This is a genomic window from Enterobacter cloacae complex sp. 309I3 (assembly GCF_050031595.1).
In the GTDB taxonomy this organism is placed as follows: Bacteria; Pseudomonadota; Gammaproteobacteria; order Enterobacterales; family Enterobacteriaceae; genus Enterobacter; species Enterobacter cloacae.
Map to the genome: position 1 here is coordinate 3,576,711 of NZ_JBLGWI010000001.1, position 15,346 is coordinate 3,592,056.

At 55.7% G+C, this 15,346-nt stretch carries 13 protein-coding genes; 7 read left to right on the forward strand and 6 right to left on the reverse strand.

Translation table 11 applies throughout. The features are described 5' to 3' along the window. Positions 1-8: 8 nt before the first annotated feature. From uraA to bglK, 4 genes are all read right to left on the reverse strand, one after another. A complete protein-coding gene (gene uraA / locus ACQG22_RS17075; protein WP_013098238.1) occupies positions 9-1,298 on the reverse strand; it encodes a uracil permease in 1,290 nt (429 codons plus the stop codon). Positions 1,299-1,384: 86 nt separating this feature from the next. After that, on the reverse strand, positions 1,385-2,011 hold the full coding sequence (upp, locus tag ACQG22_RS17080; protein WP_003860560.1) for a uracil phosphoribosyltransferase: 627 nt from the start codon (positions 2,009-2,011) through the stop codon (positions 1,385-1,387). Between the two features lie 227 nt (positions 2,012-2,238). After that, positions 2,239-3,669, reverse strand: a complete 1,431-nt coding sequence (locus tag ACQG22_RS17085) for a 6-phospho-beta-glucosidase (RefSeq protein WP_369706705.1) — start codon at positions 3,667-3,669, stop codon at positions 2,239-2,241. 10 nt (positions 3,670-3,679) lie between these two features. Then, positions 3,680-4,573, reverse strand: coding sequence for a beta-glucoside kinase BglK (gene bglK / locus ACQG22_RS17090; RefSeq protein ID WP_013098240.1), 894 nt, complete (start codon positions 4,571-4,573; stop codon positions 3,680-3,682). A gap of 247 nt (positions 4,574-4,820) precedes the next feature. Between bglK and purM the strand changes: the two genes are divergently transcribed. From purM to ppx, 4 genes are all read left to right on the forward strand, one after another. After that, a complete protein-coding gene (gene purM / locus ACQG22_RS17095) occupies positions 4,821-5,858 on the forward strand; it encodes a phosphoribosylformylglycinamidine cyclo-ligase (protein WP_013098241.1) in 1,038 nt (345 codons plus the stop codon). Further along, entirely contained in the window at positions 5,855-6,496 is a 642-nt protein-coding gene (purN, locus tag ACQG22_RS17100; protein WP_020689985.1) for a phosphoribosylglycinamide formyltransferase, read from the forward strand. Before purM ends, purN begins: the two co-directional genes overlap by 4 nt. A 206-nt stretch (positions 6,497-6,702) precedes the next feature. Continuing rightward, positions 6,703-8,763 carry a polyphosphate kinase 1 gene (ppk1, locus tag ACQG22_RS17105; protein WP_013098243.1) on the forward strand — a complete coding sequence of 687 codons (2,061 nt, stop codon included), beginning with the start codon at positions 6,703-6,705 and terminating at the stop codon, positions 8,761-8,763. 3 nt (positions 8,764-8,766) lie between these two features. Then, the gene (ppx, locus tag ACQG22_RS17110) at positions 8,767-10,305 is read left to right on the forward strand and encodes an exopolyphosphatase (RefSeq protein ID WP_014832869.1); all 1,539 of its coding nucleotides are present in this window, start codon (positions 8,767-8,769) and stop codon (positions 10,303-10,305) included. Positions 10,306-10,309: 4 nt separating this feature from the next. Here the strand turns inward: ppx and ACQG22_RS17115 are convergent, their stop codons facing one another. Continuing rightward, a complete protein-coding gene (locus tag ACQG22_RS17115; RefSeq protein ID WP_369706704.1) occupies positions 10,310-12,550 on the reverse strand; it encodes a bifunctional diguanylate cyclase/phosphodiesterase in 2,241 nt (746 codons plus the stop codon). A gap of 351 nt (positions 12,551-12,901) precedes the next feature. On the opposite strand from ACQG22_RS17115, the gene ACQG22_RS17120 reads away from it, so the two are divergent. Continuing rightward, entirely contained in the window at positions 12,902-13,090 is a 189-nt protein-coding gene (locus ACQG22_RS17120) for a YfgG family protein (RefSeq protein ID WP_086528036.1), read from the forward strand. A gap of 31 nt (positions 13,091-13,121) precedes the next feature. On the opposite strand, the gene ACQG22_RS17125 is transcribed toward ACQG22_RS17120, so the two are convergent. Then, positions 13,122-13,847 carry an SDR family oxidoreductase gene (locus tag ACQG22_RS17125; protein ID WP_284953328.1) on the reverse strand — a complete coding sequence of 242 codons (726 nt, stop codon included), beginning with the start codon at positions 13,845-13,847 and terminating at the stop codon, positions 13,122-13,124. A 212-nt stretch (positions 13,848-14,059) separates the two neighbouring features. On the opposite strand from ACQG22_RS17125, the gene ACQG22_RS17130 reads away from it, so the two are divergent. Further along, on the forward strand, positions 14,060-14,521 hold the full coding sequence (locus ACQG22_RS17130; protein WP_013098248.1) for a DUF6130 family protein: 462 nt from the start codon (positions 14,060-14,062) through the stop codon (positions 14,519-14,521). Positions 14,522-14,532: 11 nt separating this feature from the next. Next, complete coding sequence (locus tag ACQG22_RS17135) at positions 14,533-15,276, forward strand: alpha/beta fold hydrolase (RefSeq protein ID WP_013098249.1); 744 nt, start codon at positions 14,533-14,535, stop codon at positions 15,274-15,276. Positions 15,277-15,346: the final 70 nt, after the last annotated feature.

Sequence of the window (15,346 nt, forward strand, 5' to 3'; positions counted from 1 at the left end):
TTTTACGATCAGTGTGACGCTTTTTCGCTTTCGTCGGCGTCCAGCACCACCTCTTCAGGGCGGATCACGGAAATCAGCTTGAAAATCAGGCTCAGGCCCACACCAACGATGGTCGCCAGCGCCATGCCTTTCAGCTCGGCCGCGCCGATGTGTACCTTCGCGCCGCTCACGCCGATGATCAGGATAACGGAAGTCAGGATCAGGTTCTGCGCTTTGCTGTAGTCCACTTTGGACTCAATCAGCACGCGAATACCGGATGCGCCAATTACGCCGTACAGCAGCAGAGACACGCCGCCCATCACCGGAACCGGGATGATCTGGATCGCTGCCGCCAGTTTACCCACGCAGGAGAGCAGGATTGCGATGATTGCCGCGCCGCCGATAACCCAGGTGCTGTAAACGCGGGTGATCGCCATGACGCCAATATTCTCACCGTAGGTGGTGTTTGGCGTGGAGCCAAAGAAACCGGAGATGATCGTCGAGAAGCCGTTTGCAAACATCGAACGGTGCAGACCCGGGTCGCGGATCAGGTCACGTTTGACGATGTTCGCCGTCACCACAAGGTGGCCAACGTGTTCAGCAATAACCACCAGCGCGGCAGGCAGAATAGTGAAGATAGCAAACCATTCAAAGCGTGGCGTATAGAAGGTTGGCAGGGCAAACCAGTGCGCCTGAGCAATTGGCGTGGTATCGACAACACCCATCACGAAGGAGAGTGCATAACCCGCCAGCACGCCGATCAGGATCGGGATAATCGCCATAAAACCGCGGAACAGCACGGAGCCAAATACCGTCACGCCCAGCGTCACCAGTGAGATGATGATGGTTTTGGAGTCCGGCGACTGCCCATCAGCAGGCAGCAGGCCAGCCATATTCGCCGCCACGCCTGCCAGCTCCAGACCGATGACGGCAACGATGGCCCCCATCGCCGCCGGTGGGAACATCACATCCAGCCAGCCGGTACCGGCCTTCTTCACAATGAAAGAGACCAGGCAGAACAACACACCGCACATGATAAAGCCGCCCAGCGCCACTTCATACCCCAGGGGCAACAGCAGCAACACCGGCGAGATAAAAGCAAAGCTCGACCCCAGATACGCCGGGATTTTGCCTTTACAGATAAAGAGGTACAGCAGCGTCCCGATACCATTGAACAACAGCACGGTAGCCGGGTTAATGTGAAACAGGATTGGCACCAGCACGGTTGCGCCAAACATAGCGAACAGGTGCTGCAAACTAAGCGGGATAGTCTGTAAAAGCGGCGGTCTTTCACTCACCCCGATAGCACGGCGCGTCATAGTGTTTTCCTCTGAGATGGTTAGTTATGTGTGTTTTATTCAAAAAAAAGCCGACTTTCAAAGTCGGCTTATTTATCGTTATTCGATTATTTCGTACCAAAGATCTTATCGCCGGCATCGCCCAGCCCCGGGATGATGTACCCGTGCTCGTTGAGCCCCTGGTCGACAGACGCGGTGTACAGCTCCACATCCGGGTGTGCTTTTTCCAGCGCCGCGATCCCTTCCGGTGCCGCAACCAGCACCAGCACTTTGATGCTGCTGCAGCCTGCTTTTTTCAGCAGGTCGATGGTGGCAATCATTGAGCCGCCGGTCGCCAGCATCGGGTCAACCACCAGTGCCATACGCTCGTCGATGTTAGACACCAGCTTCTGGAAGTACGGAACCGGCTCCAGGGTTTCTTCATTACGGTAGATCCCCACCACGCTGATACGCGCGCTCGGTACGTGCTCCAGCACGCCTTCCATCATGCCAAGACCAGCACGCAGGATTGGCACCACGGTAATTTTCTTACCTTTGATCTGCTCAACCTGCACCGGGCCGTTCCAGCCTTCGATGGTCACTTTTTCCGTTTCGAGGTCAGAGGTCGCTTCGTAGGTCAGCAGGCTGCCGACTTCAGATGCCAGTTCGCGAAAACGCTTCGTGCTGATGTCATGCTCACGCATCAGGCCCAACTTGTGTTTAACGAGTGGGTGTTTCACTTCCACAATCTTCATTCTCTTTCTCCTCTGAGGTGGCGTCCGCAAAAAAATCGCGGGATTATACCGCTTTTTTCGGATTAGGCCATACCCATCTTGCTTGACGTATATCAAGCAAAGTGATTTAGAGACAAAAAAACCGGAGGCGAGACTCCGGCTTGGGTGCGGGGTTCTGCCCGGTGGCGCTGCGCTTACGCGGGCCTACGTGTAGTGTAGGTCGGGTAAGCGTAAGCGCCACCCGACAATTACAGGTTGTCGCCGTTGCTCGCAATCACCTGCTTATACCAGTCAAACGACTTTTTCTTGCTGCGGTTCAGCGTGCCGTTCCCTTCGTTGTCTTTATCAACAAAGATAAACCCGTAGCGTTTCTTCATCTCGCCGGTGCCGGCAGAAACGAGATCGATACAGCCCCACGGGGTGTAGCCCATCAGATCCACGCCATCTTCCACCACCGCTTTTTTCATCTCGCGGATGTGCGCCGAGAGATAATCAATGCGGTACTGGTCGTTCACCGTGCCGTCGCTCTCCTGCACGTCAATCGCGCCGAAGCCGTTCTCAACGATGAACAGCGGCAGCTGGTAGTGATCCCAGAACCAGTTCAGAGAGTAGCGCAGGCCAACCGGGTCAATCTGCCAACCCCAGTCAGATTTCTGCACGTACGGGTTGGAGACCAGGCTCTTGCTTTCATCGTAATCCAGTTCCGGGTTATCCGCCGTCGCTTTGGTGGCGAAGGACATGTAATAGCTAAAGCCGATGTAATCCACGCAGCCCTGCGTCAGCGCCGCTTTGTCTTCTTCGGTAATGTCCAGCGTGAAACCACGACGCGCAAAGTAGTTAAGCAGATGCTGCGGATACTTGCCACGCACGTGAACGTCGGTGAACCAGTAGCGACGATGCATTGCGTTCATCGCCATCATGATATCGTCAGGCGCGCAGGTCAGCGGATAAATGGGGCACATGGCAATCATGCAGCCGATCTGCAGGGAAGGATTAATCTCGCGCCCGGCTTTTACCGCCAGCGCGCTGGCCACCAGCTCATAGTGCGCGGCCTGGAACATCACTGGCTCACGGTCTTCACCCGGCGCATACTTCAGCCCGGAGTTGGTAAACGGCGCAAAATCTTCGTGGAAGTTAGCCTGGTTGTTGATCTCGTTAAAGGTCATCCAGTACTTCACCTTATGCTGATAGCGCTGGAAGACCGCTTTTGCGAAGCGGACAAAGAAGTCGATCATCTTACGGTTGCGCCAGCCGCCGTACTCGGTGACCAGATGATACGGCATCTCAAAGTGCGACAGGGTGATAACCGGTTCGATGCCGTATTTGAGGCACTCATCGAACAGGTCATCGTAGAATTGAAGGCCCGCTTCGTTCGGCTCCAGCTCATCCCCTTTCGGGAAAATACGCGTCCAGGCAATGGAGGTACGGAAGCATTTGAACCCCATCTCCGCAAAGAGTTTGATGTCTTCTTTATAGCGATGGTAAAAATCGATGGCTTCGTGGTTCGGGTAGTTTTTTCCTGGCAGCACGCCGTCGGTGATTTCACGCGGCACGCCGTGGGCGCCAGCGGTCATGACATCGGCGACGCTTACGCCTTTACCGCCCTCTTTCCAGCCACCTTCCAGCTGGTGCGCGGCCACCGCGCCGCCCCACAGAAAACCTTCTTTAAATCCTGACATACTCTTTCCCTCATTCGATGTTGCTGATTGCTGACGGATACTGCTGTCTGAAGTGGTAAACCGCGCCGACAAGACCGGCCCGGTTGCCGTGGCTGACGACATCGGCGATATCCGCGATGCCAAACCACGCAAGATGGGTGCGAAGCAGATCCATAAACCCGGGCCGCTCCGCGATACCGCCGCCAATGAAGATGGTCTGCGGGTCGAACACATTCGCCAGGTTGTAGAGCCCTGTCGCAATGCCGTTAAGAAAATCATCCACCAGGCGGCGGCATACGGTGTCGCCTGCGTCATAGCCATCAAAAATGGCCTCGCCGGTGACGCTCTCAAGCGTCAGACCATGAAAATCGGCATAGCGCTTGCGAAGCGTGCGTAACGTGCAGTTTTCATTCATGGAGTGGCGGGCAACACGTCTTGAGTCTGCCCTTTCCGTGAGCATGTAGCCGAACTCTCCGGCGCGAAAACGCGCCCCGTGAACCAGCCTGCCGTTGCAGAAAATCGCCCCGCCGATCCCGGTGCCGATGGTCAGTACCAGAAAGTTATCGATATCCTTCGCCTTGCCCTGCCAGCGCTCCGCCAGCAGCACGCAGTTAGCGTCATTCTCGACGGTGACCGGTAAACCCGTTTTCGCCTCAAGCCAGCCTTTCATTGCGAACTGGTCGAAGCGGCGAATGGCCCCGCCCATCTCAATAAAGCCGGTATGCGGATTAACATACCCCGGCGCGCTGATGGCGATCCCCTTAAGCCCGGGATGGGCCGTTACCCAGTTCAGCATCTGCGCAAGAATGGCGTCACCGTCGCTGTTCCTGATGGCGGCCTTATCCGTTTGCAGTAGCTCTCCCTGCGCTGTCGCAATGCCCATTTTTAACGCGGTGCCACCGATATCAAATGCGGCGATGTTCATGGCCTTCATTCCTCCTAAATGAAACTGAAACCGGTTTCATTTCATGATGTTCATTCCCTAAACCGCATGCAAGCAGATCGCCGAAACCGGTTTCATTTTCGTGAACGGAGTCAAGTTTGCGCGCCGCCGGGGGCGGAGCAGAAAAAAAGATCCTCGCGCCGAGAATAGGCTCGCAAACGTTTGCCTGGACTGTTAGAATTGCGCCGATTTTTCTTACTAGCTATGCAATCGCGTGGGGACTTGAGCCGTGACCAACAAAACTTCTCTCAGCTACAAAGATGCCGGTGTTGATATTGACGCAGGTAATGCGCTGGTTGACCGAATCAAAGGTGTGGTGAAAAAAACCCGCCGCCCGGAAGTGATGGGTGGTCTGGGTGGCTTCGGCGCACTGTGCGCGCTGCCGCAAAAATATCGTGAACCTGTTCTGGTCTCGGGTACTGACGGTGTAGGCACAAAACTGCGCCTGGCGATGGATTTAAAACGTCACGACACGATCGGTATCGATCTGGTCGCGATGTGTGTAAACGACCTGGTGGTACAGGGCGCTGAGCCGCTGTTCTTCCTCGACTACTACGCGACAGGCAAACTGGATGTGGATACCGCAGCCAGCGTGATCAACGGTATTGCCGAAGGCTGTCTGCAGTCTGGCTGCGCGCTGGTTGGCGGTGAAACCGCAGAAATGCCAGGCATGTATCACGGCGAAGATTATGACGTCGCAGGCTTCTGCGTGGGTGTGGTAGAAAAATCAGAAATTATCGACGGCAGTAAAGTGGCTGATGGTGATGTGCTGATTGCGCTGGCCTCCAGCGGCCCGCACTCTAACGGCTACTCGCTGGTGCGTAAAATCCTCGAAGTAAGCGGTTGCGACCCACAAACCACCGAACTTGAAGGTAAACCTCTGGCTGACCATCTGCTGGCACCGACCCGCATCTACGTGAAAAACGTGCTGGAGCTGATTGAGAACGTTGACGTTCACGCCATTGCCCACCTGACCGGTGGCGGCTTCTGGGAAAACATTCCGCGCGTACTGCCGGACAACACCCAGGCAGTAATCGACGAATCGTCCTGGCAGTGGCCAGCTGTCTTTAACTGGCTGCAAACCGCGGGCAACGTGAGTTCTCACGAAATGTACCGCACCTTTAACTGTGGCGTAGGTATGGTGATCGCCCTGCCAGCGAGCGAAGCGGATAAAGCCGTTAAGCTGCTGACGGACAAAGGTGAAAACGCGTGGAAAATCGGTATTATCAAAGCTTCCGATTCCGAACAGCGTGTGGTCATTGAATGAAAAACATCGTGGTGCTCATTTCCGGCAACGGAAGCAATTTGCAGGCCATCATTGACGCCTGCAAACAGAAGAAAATCAATGGCACCATTCGGGCAGTATTCAGCAACAAGGCCGACGCGTTCGGCCTTGAGCGCGCCCGGGAAGCAAACATTCCCGCGCACGCGCTGGAGGCCAGTCAGTTCGCCGGCCGTGAAGCGTTTGACCGCGAGCTGGTTCAGGAGATTGATGCCTACGCGCCGGACGTTGTGGTGCTGGCGGGGTATATGCGCATCCTGAGCCCGGCGTTTGTCGGGCACTACGCCGGGCGTCTGCTGAATATCCACCCTTCGCTTCTGCCGAAATATCCCGGCCTGCACACCCATCGTCAGGTGCTGGAAAACGGCGATGAAGAGCACGGGACCTCGGTGCATTTCGTGACCGATGAGCTGGACGGCGGACCAGTGATCCTGCAGGCGAAAGTCCCGGTCTTTGACGGCGACACCGAAGACGACATCACCGAACGGGTGCAGAGCCAGGAACATGCCATTTATCCACTGGTGGTCAGCTGGTTTGTCGACGGGCGTCTGGCGATGCGCGACGGTGCTGCCTGGCTGGATGGCGTGAAACTGCCCCCGCAGGGTTACGCGGCCGAAGAGTAGTCTGTTCTGTCGGGTGGCGCAGCAGCGCGTACCCGACCAACAAAGCGCATTACCCGATATTCCCTTCTCCAACCTTCTAAAATCTCCAACAAAAAAATAACTGTCATACTTTTCTGGCACTGTTGGACATATCGTGGAAATGCTCGCCATAATAAGGACGAGACGGATTTACCACGTCCTGTGATTGAACTGGAGTGTGAGCTGTAATGGGTCAGGAAAAGTTATATATCGAGAAAGAGCTAAGCTGGTTAGCATTCAACGAACGCGTACTCCAGGAAGCGGCGGACAAAAGCAACCCGCTTATTGAGCGCATGCGTTTTTTGGGCATTTATTCCAACAACCTTGATGAGTTCTACAAGGTTCGCTTTGCCGAGCTGAAACGGCGGATCATCATCAGCGAAGAGCAGGGCTTAAACTCTCACTCTCGCCATCTGTTAGGCAAAATTCAGTCCCGCGTGTTGAAAGCCGATCAGGAATTTGACGGCCTCTATAACGAGTTGCTGCTGGAGATGGCACGCAATCAAATCTTCCTGATTAACGAACGTCAGCTCTCCGTTAACCAACAAAACTGGCTGCGCCACTACTTTAAACAGTATCTGCGCCAGCACATCACCCCTATTCTGATCAACCGCGAAACCGATCTGGTGCAGTTCCTGAAAGATGACTACACCTACCTGGCGGTGGAAATTATTCGCGGTGAATCCATCCGTTACGCGCTGCTGGAGATCCCGTCCGACAAGGTGCCACGTTTTGTGAACCTGCCGCCGGAAACCCCGCGCAGACGCAAACCGATGATCCTGCTGGATAACATCCTGCGCTACTGTCTGGACGATATCTTCAAAGGCTTCTTCGATTACGACGCGTTAAACGCCTACTCGATGAAGATGACCCGGGACGCCGAATATGACCTGGTGCACGAGATGGAAGCCAGCCTGATGGAACTGATGTCCTCCAGCCTCAAGCAGCGTCTGACGGCCGAACCGGTGCGCTTTGTCTATCAGCGTGATATGCCAGACGCGATGGTGGAAATGCTGCGCGACAAGCTGACTATCTCGCGCTATGACTCCATTGTGCCGGGCGGTCGTTACCATAACTTTAAAGACTTTATTGGCTTCCCGAACGTCGGCAAAGCCAATCTGGTGAATAAACCACTGCCGCGCCTGCGTCATCTCTGGTTCGATAAGTTCCGTAACGGTTTCGATGCCATCCGCGAACGCGACGTCCTGCTCTACTATCCGTATCACACGTTTGAACACGTGCTGGAGCTGCTGCGTCAGGCCTCCTTTGACCCGAGCGTGCTGGCAATCAAAATCAATATTTACCGCGTGGCGAAAGACTCCCGCATCATCGACGCGATGATCCACGCCGCGCACAACGGCAAAAAAGTAACCGTGGTGGTTGAGCTGCAGGCACGTTTCGACGAAGAGGCCAATATCCACTGGGCGCGCCGTCTGACGGAAGCAGGTGTCCACGTTATCTTCTCCGCCCCGGGGCTGAAAATTCACGCCAAGCTGTTCCTTATTTCCCGTAAAGAGGGTGACGACGTGGTGCGCTATGCCCACATCGGTACCGGGAACTTTAACGAGAAAACCGCACGAATTTATACCGACTACTCGCTGCTGACCGCCGACGCGCGCATCACCAACGAGGTGCGCCGGGTGTTCAACTTTATTGAGAACCCGTACCGCCCGGTGAGCTTCGATTATCTGCTGGTGTCACCGCAGAACTCGCGCCGCCTGCTGTACGATATGATCGACAAAGAAATTGCCAACGCCCAGAAAGGCTTGTCGTCCGGCATCACGCTGAAGCTCAACAATCTGGTCGACAAAGGTCTCGTGGACAGACTCTATGCGGCGTCCAGCTCCGGCGTTCCGGTTAACCTGCTGATCCGCGGCATGTGCTCCCTCATCCCGGAACTGGAAGGCATCAGCGATAATATTCGCGTCATCAGCATTGTAGACCGCTACCTGGAGCACGATCGGGTCTATATTTTCGATAATGCGGGAGATAAACAGGTCTATCTCTCTTCGGCAGACTGGATGACGCGCAATATTGATTATCGAATTGAAGTCGCAGCGCCACTGCTGGATCCGCGCCTGAAACAGCGTATTCTCGACATTATCGAGATTCTGTTTAGCGACACGGTGAAAGCGCGCTATATCGACAAAGAACTCAGTAACCGCTATGTACCGCGCGGCAACCGCCGCAAAGTGCGGTCGCAACTGGCGATTTACGACTATATCAAATCACTCGAGCAACCCGATTAACCTATGCCGATAAATGATAAGACCCCACGACCACAGGAATTCGCCGCGGTCGACCTTGGTTCTAACAGTTTCCACATGGTCATCGCCCGTGAGGTGGATGGCGCGCTGCAGATCATCGGTCGTCTGAAGCAGCGCGTACACCTGGCAGATGGTCTTGATGAACGCAGCATGCTCAGCGAAGAGGCGATGGAGCGCGGCCTGAACTGCCTGTCGCTGTTTGCCGAACGCCTGCAGGGCTTCTCACCCTCCAGTGTCTGCATTGTGGGAACGCATACCCTGCGCCAGGCGCTGAATGCCCCTGAATTCCTCAAGCGTGCGGAAAAAGTGATCCCCTACCCCATTGAGATCATCTCCGGTAACGAAGAGGCGCGTCTGATTTTTATGGGCGTTGAGCACACGCAGCCGGAAAAAGGCCGCAAGCTGGTGATTGATATCGGCGGCGGCTCCACAGAGCTGGTCATTGGCGAAGACTTTGAACCGCGTCTGGTGGAAAGCCGCCGTATGGGCTGCGTCAGCTTTGCGCAGATGTATTTCCCGGGCGGCGCGATCTCGCGGGAAAACTTCCAGCGGGCGCGCATGGCCGCCGTTCAGAAGCTGGAAAATCTGGCCTGGCAGTACCGTATCCAGGGCTGGAACGTCGCGCTGGGAGCCTCGGGCACCATCAAAGCGGCCCATGAAGTGCTGCTGGCGATGGGTGAAAAAGACGGTTTTATCACCCCCGAACGCCTGACGTTGCTGACCGAAGAGGTGCTGAAACATAAAAGTTTCGACGCGTTAAGCCTGCCGGGTCTTTCCGACGAGCGTAAAGCGGTGTTTGTACCGGGGCTGGCTATCCTGTGCGGCGTATTCGATGCGCTGGCCATTAAGGAGCTGCGTCTCTCTGACGGCGCGCTGCGTGAAGGCGTGCTGTATGAGATGGAAGGCCGCTTCCGCCATCAGGATATTCGCAGCCGCACCGCGCAAAGCCTGGCAAACCAGTACAACATCGACCGCGAACAGGCGAAGCGGGTGCTGGAAACGACCGTTCAGATGTACGATCAGTGGCAGGAGCAGAATCCAAAGCTTGCCCATCCGCAGCTTGCCGCCCTGCTGAAATGGGCCGCGATGCTACACGAAGTGGGGCTGAACATTAACCACAGCGGCATGCACCGTCATTCCGCCTACATTCTGCAAAACAGCGATTTGCCGGGCTTCAACCAGGAGCAGCAAACCATGATGGCGACGCTGGTGCGCTATCATCGCAAAGCCATTAAGCTCGACGATCTGCCGCGCTTCACGCTGTTCAAGAAAAAGCAGTTCCTGCCGCTTATTCAGCTGCTGCGTCTGGGCGTGCTGCTGAATAACCAGCGTCAGGCCACCACCACGCCGCCTACGCTGAAACTCAAAACGGATGACCATCACTGGACGCTGAGCTTCCCGCACGACTGGTTTAGCCAGAATGCGCTGGTTCTGCTGGATCTGGAAAAAGAGCAGCAGTACTGGGAAGCGGTCACCGGCTGGCTGCTCAAAATCGAAGAAGAGAGCGCCGACGTCGCGGCGTAACGGCTCAGGCGTCCGTCAAGGACGCCTCTGCCTCCAGCAGTGAATCAAGTGCCACCGGCCGACCTATCAGATAGCCCTGCACATAGTCGATACCGAGCGCGTGAACCGCGCTACGTATCTCTTCGGTCTCCACATATTCCGCAACCACCAGCATCTTTTTCATTCGCGCTAAATGGCAAATAGAGGCCACAATCTGGTAATCCAGGCTGTTGCTGACGATATTGCGAATAAAGCTGCCGTCAATCTTGAGGATGTCTGCGTCCACGCTTTTCAGCCGCGCATAGCTTGCATAGCCGGTACCAAAATCATCTATCGCAATGCGTACGCCCATTTTTTGTAGCTGCCGGAGGGTATGCATCGCCTGCTCCGCGCTGCCGAAGGTACTGCACTCGGTCACCTCGAAGATCAACTGCCACGCCTCCACGGCGTATTTATTCAGAAGACGGCTCACCTCCAGCGGGAACTGAACCCGACAAACGGTTGAGGGCGCAAGATTAATGGCAAAGCGCTGGCCGGGCAGCCTGTCACGGTGTTCGGCCAGGAAACACAGCGTGCGCTCCAGCACCCACAAATCGACCCGCGACGACAGGCCAAACTCCTGAGCGACGGGCAGGAACCGATCGGGAGTAAGTAACGCGCCGTCCGCATCCGGCATCCGCAGCAGCACTTCATGATAGCGATCGCCACGCAGGCCGCGAACGGGCTGCGCCAGCAGGGTGAATTCGTTGTTGTCGAGCGCCTTTTGCAGGCGGCTCATCATCGCGATTTTATCCTTCAGGCTGCGCTGCAGATGGACAGCACCACGCTGCTGAAGGTTTTCCGGGTGGTTGGTTGAGAGCGACAGATCGGCAATAACCCCTAACTCCCCCAGCACCAGATAGAGATGGTTCACGGGTGAGCGCACATAGCAGTAGCTCATGCCCACCTGCGGCTGAAGCGGCATGCCATCCCAGATAAAACGGAACTGTTTGATATGCTCATCCAGGGTCTCGATTCGCTGCTGGTGCGATTCCGCGTTGAGTCGCACCGCCAGATCATACCCGGTAAGGTGATACACCCGCTCATTGGGCTGGAGTGTGCCATTAACCCACTGTGCCAGCTGCTGTTTGTACAAAATTCGCAGCAGCACGCCATAATTTCGGCCCAGCACTTCCAGTTCAGGAATACGCAGTAAACAGAGCGCCGACCACGGGTTCCGGGCCAGATCGCGTAACAACGCACGCAGGTTAGGCATATGGACAACCGGGTCGAGGAGCGCCAGCCTGCGGGAGCGCTTATTCACGGTACGCTGGCGGGTCGACAGCATCGACATATAGACCACCACAAACGAGAAGACCAGGTAGCTGGAAGAGGTGATCGCCAGTTGAATGTCGTAGCCCTGATTCACAGGGATATAACGGTAAAAATAGTGAATAGAGACCAGCAGGACCGGCGTCCAGATGAGGGATGTCAGCCTGTAACCAAAGCGCATCGCGCCCCAGAGCATCACCGGCATCAGGAGCGACAGCGTGTAGTTAGTGGTGAAGATAGAGCTGTTCTCATTCATTGGTATCAGCAGCAACAGCAGCAGCCCGCCCAGTATGATCAACCAGACCAGAAACTCGATGAGCGTCACCTTTTTATCTATCTGCGCGCGGCTCTGTGAAATCAATGCCCTGAAGTAACGCGGATGGCGAATCAGCCGGATTATCAGGTAACTCAGCGGTACGCCCGTTAAGCCGCTGACCAGCAGCGCCTGATAGTTGATCAGCGTGTGAATATTAAGCGGGTTCAGCCCCGCCAGGCTCTGGCGACTCTCATACACGCCCAGATAAACCGCAAACTGAAACAGCACCAGAAACAGCGTTGCCGGACATAACACCTGCCAGAAAATGCGCTGCGCCATCAGCCGTATATCGCCGTAAGCCGTCATATTGCGTCTGGGGGCAAAAACGCGATAACCGCCCCAACTCAGCACTAAGGGAATAATAAAATGGAAGATCCCGGCAACGGTTTCAAACAGCCCAACTTGCGGGTAATAGCGAATAAACAGCGACAGCACTATTCCGGGAATAGCCCCAATGCCGAAAAACAGCATTAAGGTGAGCAGGAAAAAGAGCGGCAGATAATAGAGTGCCACAATGCCGTCGCCCAGTTGCGTCAGGGTATTGGCCGCGCTCAGCACGGGCAGCAACACCACCGGTAAAATAAGCGGCAGCGCCCACCAGCGGTCTTTATTCTGTTTCAGGAAAGCAATAGTGTTCATAGATGCCCGGTTAAACCCCTTTCTCCTGAGGGAAAATGAAGACAGGCATCCGACCTGACGTACGTGCTGCCCGCTAACACCCGGGGCAAACAGTATGGAGGAGGGATTTTAAATACCACTGCGGGGAATCCGTTGACTTAAATCAAACTATTTAATTCAAAATTTCCTTTCTTCTGTTTTTTTCCGGTTAATTTTCTTCGTGTTATCAATATCGTAAATGCAATTATTATTTTTAATAACATCGGTTAATGTATATGTTGACGGTTATTTACACATCGCAGAATTGACCCACCCTTCCCGCTGTGCCTTAATATCCGCGTCGCCCAAAAGGGTATGTCCAGGAAAAACACAGTGAGTCAGGCCACACGTATGCGAAAACGACATCGATTTAACACTCGAATGACCCGCATCATATTGCTAATCAGCTTCCTGTTTTTCTTTGGCCGCTTCGTTTATTCCTCCATTGGTGCCTGGTATCACCATCAGGACAAACTCCAGTCGCAGCAAACGGGTCTGGTGGTCGACGCACCCGTGCGCTAGTCAGAATGTCGGGCTTCCCTGCCCCTGGCAATTAAAGCACGAATCCACCGTCAATCGTCAGGCTCGCGCCTGTCATATATCCAGACTCTTCTCCAGCAAGCCATGCGGCAAGTGATGCGATCTCCTCAGGCTGCCCAATGCGTTTTAAAGGGATATGTGCAGTGATCTGCTCCGCCATTCCGGCCGTCATATCCGTGGCGATGGGGCCGGGCTGGATATTGTTAATTGTGATCCGCTTCGGAGCCAGATCCAGCGCCAGGTTTTGCACCATGGCTGCCACCGCAGCTTTACTCATCGCATAAACGCTACTACCCGCATGCCCGGTTCGCACAGCGGTATTGCTGCCAATGGTGATCACCCTTCCCCCTTCCCTCATTCGTTTAACTGCCGCCTGCACAGAGAGGAAAACGCCGCGCACGTTCACCGACAGCGTGGCATCCAGATCGTCCACTGAATAATCCTCAAGCATACCCAGCCGCAGTACGCCTGCGTTCACTACGGCAACATCCAGCCTGCCGTAATGGTTGATCGTGGCATCAACCGCAGCCTGAATTGCAGTTGCATCTGCGCTATCAGCGTTAATCACCAGCGCCACCCCGCCCGCATCAGTAATGGATGAGACCAGTGCATTAGCCCGGTCCGGACGTGATACCCATGTCACGGCAACGCGATATCCTTCCTTCGCCAGCCGTGCCGCTATAGCCGCACCAATTCCACGTGCGCCGCCGAAAATCAACGCAACTTTTTCGCTATTCATGATGTTTTCTCCGGGAAATCTCCGCATCTGATAGATGCGCCTGAAGACACCATGCCAGCAAACTTCTCGTCATGCCCGGGGGAAATGTATCGCACTGTATCTCCCTCATCTGGCTTACGCATCGATACAAAAATCCCGCATCAGCAAACAGACGCGATACATAAAAATGGTCTGCTGTCTCTCGTGACATGACCCCACGAGGAGAGACCAAAATGATTCGCCAGCATCTGTTGCTTCCTTTACTCGCGCTGACGTCTTCCGTCTGCGCCGCGCCCTTGAGCGGCCTCAGCGCCGCCGACGTCAACGGTCCGGCTGCCGTTGCCCCGCTTGAGCAGCCCCAGCCACCCGCCAGGCTGATTGTCGATCCGCCGCTGGCAGGCCCGCTGAGTAAGGGGGCTGTCTTTATTCAGTACCGTGTTGAAAACCTGCGCATTGAACCTGTCTTTGGACCCGACGCGCTGAAAGTCACTCCGCGCATCGGCCATATTCACGTTGTGGTGGATGACGCGCCCTGGCACTGGGCGGACACCAGCGGTGAGCCGGTGATTCTGGTGGGACTACCCGCCGGAAAACATAAGGTGACCATTATCCTGGCCGACCCGACGCATAAGCCTCTCGACCATAAAACCCTTGAATTCACCGTGCCGCCGCATGCGCCGGTCCACCATTTCTGAGGAGCCTGAAGATGAAAACATTATCGATACTGACGGCGGGTCTGCTGGCGATGTCGGCCAGCGCCTTTGCGCAGAGTGAAACCAGCGTGGTGCTGGTGCATGGCGCCTTTGCCGACGGCAGCAGCTGGAACAAGGTGATTTCCCTTTTGCAGAAACGCCACACCGAGGTAATAGCCGTCCAGCTGCCGCTGACCTCACTAAAAGATGATGTAGCAGCCACCCGGCGCGCCATCGCTCGTGCACACGGGGACGTGGTACTGGTAGGTCACTCCTGGGGCGGCACCGTGATTAGCGAGGCCGGCAACGATGCGCGGGTGAAATCATTGGTGTATGTGGCGGCGTTCGCGCCGGACGCCGGTCAGTCAACGGCAGAGCTGGCGAATAGCTACCCGGCGCCCCCGGGGAGCGCGGGTATCGCGAAAACCGCGGACGGCTTTTTATACCTGCCGCCTGCGTCGGTCAGTAAGGACTTCGCACCGGATGTGAAACCGGGTGAACAACAGATCATCGCCGCCACACAGGGGCCAATAAAGGGCGATGCGTTTGGCGAAAAGGTCACTCGCGCGGCGTGGCACGCGAAGCCGAGCTGGTATGTGGTAAGCAAGAACGACCGGATGATCAATCCTGAGCTTGAACGCGCGATGGCGAAGGCCATCCACGCGAACACCACCGAGGTCGCGGCGAGCCACGTATCGATGGTGAGCCAGCCGGAAGCCATTGCCCGCACGATTGAGCAGGCGAGGCAGATGCACTGAAGACAATTCGGCCAGCGGCGCTGTGCTTGCGCGAGCCTACGGTTTCGTAGGTCGGGTCAGCGCAGCGCCA

Excerpts from the sequence above, each read along its gene's own strand:
- ACQG22_RS17135 (WP_013098249.1), top strand. The coding sequence starts at position 14,533 with ATGAAAACATTATCGATACTGACGGCGGGTCTGCTGGCGATGTCGGCC.
- uraA (WP_013098238.1), bottom strand. The coding sequence starts at position 1,298 with ATGACGCGCCGTGCTATCGGGGTGAGTGAAAGACCGCCGCTTTTACAG.
- ACQG22_RS17115 (WP_369706704.1), bottom strand. The coding sequence starts at position 12,550 with ATGAACACTATTGCTTTCCTGAAACAGAATAAAGACCGCTGGTGGGCG.
- ACQG22_RS17085 (WP_369706705.1), bottom strand. The coding sequence starts at position 3,669 with ATGTCAGGATTTAAAGAAGGTTTTCTGTGGGGCGGCGCGGTGGCCGCG.
- ACQG22_RS17130 (WP_013098248.1), top strand. The coding sequence starts at position 14,060 with ATGATTCGCCAGCATCTGTTGCTTCCTTTACTCGCGCTGACGTCTTCC.
- ACQG22_RS17125 (WP_284953328.1), bottom strand. The coding sequence starts at position 13,847 with ATGAATAGCGAAAAAGTTGCGTTGATTTTCGGCGGCGCACGTGGAATT.
- upp (WP_003860560.1), bottom strand. The coding sequence starts at position 2,011 with ATGAAGATTGTGGAAGTGAAACACCCACTCGTTAAACACAAGTTGGGC.
- purN (WP_020689985.1), top strand. The coding sequence starts at position 5,855 with ATGAAAAACATCGTGGTGCTCATTTCCGGCAACGGAAGCAATTTGCAG.
- bglK (WP_013098240.1), bottom strand. The coding sequence starts at position 4,573 with ATGAACATCGCCGCATTTGATATCGGTGGCACCGCGTTAAAAATGGGC.
- ppx (WP_014832869.1), top strand. The coding sequence starts at position 8,767 with ATGCCGATAAATGATAAGACCCCACGACCACAGGAATTCGCCGCGGTC.
- ppk1 (WP_013098243.1), top strand. The coding sequence starts at position 6,703 with ATGGGTCAGGAAAAGTTATATATCGAGAAAGAGCTAAGCTGGTTAGCA.